Annotated in this window: 2 protein-coding genes; both read left to right on the forward strand. The window is 71.8% G+C overall.

What is annotated here, in order from left to right; translation table 11 throughout:
• The coding region (locus tag ACZ4VL_RS40145) for a type I polyketide synthase (RefSeq protein WP_468210855.1) at positions 1 to 4,080 on the forward strand (4,080 nt) is incomplete at its 5' end.
• Positions 4,077 to 4,401 (forward strand): beta-ketoacyl synthase N-terminal-like domain-containing protein (locus ACZ4VL_RS40150; RefSeq protein ID WP_468210858.1); only part of this gene is annotated, 325 nt, incomplete at its 3' end. The genes ACZ4VL_RS40145 and ACZ4VL_RS40150, both read left to right, overlap by 4 nt.

A 4,401-nucleotide genomic window follows, 5' to 3' on the forward strand; every position in this document is an offset into this window, starting at 1 on the left:
CACCGCACCCACTTCACCACCCGCGCCGCCGTCACCGCCGAAACCCTCGACCAGACCATCGACGCACTCCACGCCCTCGCCGACGGCACCCCGCATGCCACGTCGGTACGGGGAACGGCTGTCCAGCGAGCCAAGACCGTGTTCGTCTTCCCCGGACAGGGCACCGACTGGGAGGGCATGGGCGCGGCCCTGCTGGACCAGAGCCCCGCCTTCCGGGACGCGGTCGCCGCGTGCGACGACGCCCTGCGCCCCTACACGGGCTGGTCCGTGACCGAGCGTCTGCGCGGTGAGCACCGGGACAGCCTCCCCTTCGACCGGTTGGACGTCGTCCAGCCGACCCTCTTCGCCATGTACGTCGGTCTGGCCTCCGCCTGGAGGTCGCTGGGGCTCGGACCCGCGGCCGTCGTCGGCCACAGCCAGGGCGAGGTGGCCGCTGCGGTGGTCGCCGGAGCCCTCACCGTCGATGAGGGAGCCCGCATCGTCGCGCTGCGCAGCCGGGTGCTCCAGGCGGAGGGCGGCGACGGTGAGATGGCCGTCGTCGAACTGCCCCTCGCCGAAGTGCAGGAACGCATCGCACCGTACGGGGAGGCCCTGTCGATCGCGGCGGTCAACACCGATCGCTGGACGGTGATCTCCGGTGACGTCGACGCGATCGAGGACGTACTGATCGAACTCGACGACGAGGACATCGCGTGCGGGAAGCTCAATGCCGCGTGTGCCTCGCACAGCGCTCACATGGACCGGCTGCTGCCCGGCCTGCGGGCGGAGTTCGCCGTACTGCGGCCCCGGCCGACCGCTGTGCCGTTCTACTCCACGGTGACCGGCGGCCCGGTCGACGGACGCGAGCTGGACGCCGACTACTGGTGCCGCAACCTCCGTGAACCGGTGCGCCTCGACCTGGCACAGGCGAAGCTGATCGAGGACGGGTACGGCGTCTTCGTCGAGGTGAGCCCCAGTCCCGTCCTCGTGATGCCCCTGACGAACGGGTGCTCCGGGACGAGCCAGCTCGTCGTGCCGAGCCTCCAGCGCGGTCGGGGAGACCTGGGCGAACTGCTCGGGACGCTCGCCCTGCTGCACGTCCAGGGCCACGAGATCGACTGGGACCGTGCCCTGGGCACCGGTTCCGGGCACCTCGTTCACCTCCCCACCTATGCCTTCCAGCGTGAGCGGTACTGGATCGAGACGCCGCCGCCCGCCGCCGACGCCCAGGCGATGGGCTTCGCGTCCGCCGATCACCCGTGGCTGTCCGCCGTCACCGCCATGGCCAACGGCGAGGGCCATCTGCTCACCGGCCGGCTGTCGACCGCCCAGCATCCGTGGCTGAACGACCACGCCGCCTTCGGTACGGTCCTGGCGCCCGGTACGGGCCTGCTGGAGCTGGCCCTGGTGGCCGCGCGTGAGACCGGCGCGAACCAGGTCGGGGAACTGACCCTGTCCGAGCCGCTGATCCTGGACGACGACGCCGCCGTCCACCTCCAGGTCGTCGTCGGTGCGGCCGAGCTGAACGGTGAGCGCCCGATCACCGTCTACGGCCGCCCGGAGAACGAGCAGGAGAACTGGACGTGCCACGCCACCGGCCGGCTGACCGACGACGGGGATCCCGGTGACCACGGCGCCGACGAGGGCTTCGACGAACTGCGTGCCTGGCCCGTGGCCGGCGCCGAACCGGTCTCCCTGGACGGCTTCTACGAGCGGCTGGACGCCCAGGGCGTCGGGTACGGGCCGGTGTTCCGCGGCCTGACCGAGCTGTGGCGCAAGGGCGACACCGCCTACGGTCTGGTCCGTCTCCCCGACGGCGTACAGGGCCACGACTACGGGGTCCACCCCGCCCTGCTGGACGCGGCGCTCCACACCCTCCAGGCCGTCCGGGACCTCGACGAGACCGACCGCAGGGTGCTCCTGCCCTTCGAGTGGGAGGGCGTGAACCTGCACGCCGCCGGCAGCTCCACCCTCCGCGTCCGCATCGACCTGGACACCGAGCGGTCCAGCGCACGGCTGTGGGTGGCGGACGTGCAGGGCGTCCCGGTGGCCGGGGCGCGCGCACTGCGACTGCGCGAGGCGAGTGCGGAACAGATCCGGGCCGGTCGGTCCGTGGAGCACCTGTACCGAGTGGGCTTCCAGCCGGTGCGTACGACGCCTTCCGAGGGAGCCGTGCGCACCTGGGTGCTGGGAGGTGATGGTGTGCTGTCGAATGTGTGGGGAGCCGAGTATGCCGAGCATGTGGCTGATGTGGATGTTCTCGTTGCCGGTCTCGATGACGGGCGGGAGCCGCCCGTTCGACTGGTTGTCGATGCGACGGCCGCGCAGGACGCTGAGGGAGTACCTGTTGCGTCGGACGCCCGCGGCGAGGGAGGTGTCGACGTCGTCCGGAAACTGACGGCCGACACGCTCGTGACGGCGCAGAGGCTGCTCTCCGACACCCGGCTCGACCCGGTCGAGTTGGTGTGGGTGACCAGGGGTGCGGTGGACGCCGGGGACGGCGTGCGAGACCTCGCCCGCGCCGGTCTGTGGGGGCTGCTGCGTTCGGCGCGGACGGAGAACGCCGAACGCGTGATCCGCCTGATCGACACGGACGCCTACTCGCCGACGTTGTCCCGGGCGCTGTCGGTCGAGGGCGAGCCGGAGCTGGCGGTACGGGGCGAAGAGATCCTCGCCGCCCGCCTGCTCCGGCCCGCCGGCCCGGCCGACGCCGAACGGACGCCCCGCCCGCTGGACGCGCAGGGCACCGTCCTGATCACTGGAGGCACGGGTGAGCTGGGACGTCAGGTCGCCGGCCACCTGGTGCGCGAGTACGGGGTGCGCCATCTGGTCCTGACCTCGCGGAGCGGTCTGCGGGCGCCGGGCGCGTCCGACGTCGTGGACCACCTGAAGGCGGCCGGCGCCGAGACCGTACGGATCGAAGCGTGTGACGTGACGGACCGGGAGCAGCTCGCGGAGCTCCTGGCCACCGTGCCGGAAGACCACCCGTGGACCGGCGTGGTGCACCTGGCCGCCGCTCTGGACGACGGGCTCCTGTCGGCCCAGGACCCGGACCGCCTGTGGGGGGTGATGGAGCCCAAGGTGGCCGGTGCGCTGCACCTGCACGAACTCACCCGAGACCTGGGGCTGGACCTGTCGCTGTTCGCGCTGTTCTCCTCGGTGGCCGGGGTTCTGGGCGGGGCCGGCCAGTCCACGTACGCCGCCGCCAACACCTTCCTGGACGCGCTGGCCGTGCGCCGACGCGCCGAAGGGCTGCCGGCCACCAGCCTCGCCTGGGGACTGTGGGAACCGGCCGGTGGGGGACTCACCGACGGCTTGGGCCGGGCCGACCTGGCCCGGATGCGCCGCCAGGGCATCAGCGCCCTCAGCGCGGAGCAGGCACTGCGTCTCCTGGAGGCCGCACTGGGCCGCCCGGAGCCGCATCTGGTACCGGTCAAGCTGGACCTCGGCGCCCTGCAACGCGGCGTGGACAAGGGCGAGGACGTTCCCGTCCTGCTCCGAGGGCTGCTGCGCAGCCGCCTGCGCCGGGCCCATGACACGGAGACGCCGCCGGCCGCGTTCCGGGACAGGCTGGCGCAGCTCTCCGCCAAGGAGCGCAGGCGTACCGTCCTCCAGACGGTCCAGCGCGAGGCGTCGGTCGTGCTCGGTCTGCCCGACGCGTCCGGTGTGGAAGCCCACCAGGTGTTCAAGGAAATCGGGCTGGATTCGCTGATGGCCGTGGAGCTGCGCAGGCGGCTGAGCGTCGCGACGGGCATGCCCCTGCCGGCCACGCTCGCCTTCGACCACCCGACCCCCGACGCCATCACGGTGTTCGTGCTGGAGCAGCTGGCCCCGCCAGCGGCGCAGGCACCCGCCCCCAGGGCGGCGGACGATGCCCTGACCACGGAGCAGATCGACTCCCTGGTGCGGCTGCTGCGGTCGGTGACACCGGAGGAGCTGGAGACGCAGGGCCTGACGTCGGCCTTCCACCACCTCAAGAGCGGGCTCGCGAGGGCCGCCGCCCCGGCGAGCCCGGAGAGCACGCAGATCGAGCTCGACACCGGCAGCACCACCGAAGACCTTCTTCAGTTCCTTGATGACAAGTTTGGAGTCAGTTCATGAGCGCGTCCGACGTCGAGAAGCTCGAGTCCTATCTGCGGCGCGCCACGTCGGCTCTGCTCAAGGCCGAGAAGGACCTCGACTCTGAACGGGCCGCCCGTGTCGAGCCGATCGCGGTGGTGTCGATGGCGTGTCGGCTGCCGGGTGGGATCGATACGCCGGAGGCGTTCTGGGAACTGCTGGCGTCCGGTGGGGACGCGGTGGGCGGGTTCCCGGGTCGCTGGCGGGACCTGGACCTGTTCGATCCGGATCCCGAGGTGGAGGGGAAGTCGTACGGGTGCGAGGGTGGCTTCCTCGCCGATGAGCACGTGGAGGGTTTCGACG

The sequence above is a fragment of the Streptomyces sp. NPDC029014 genome (assembly GCF_055564695.1).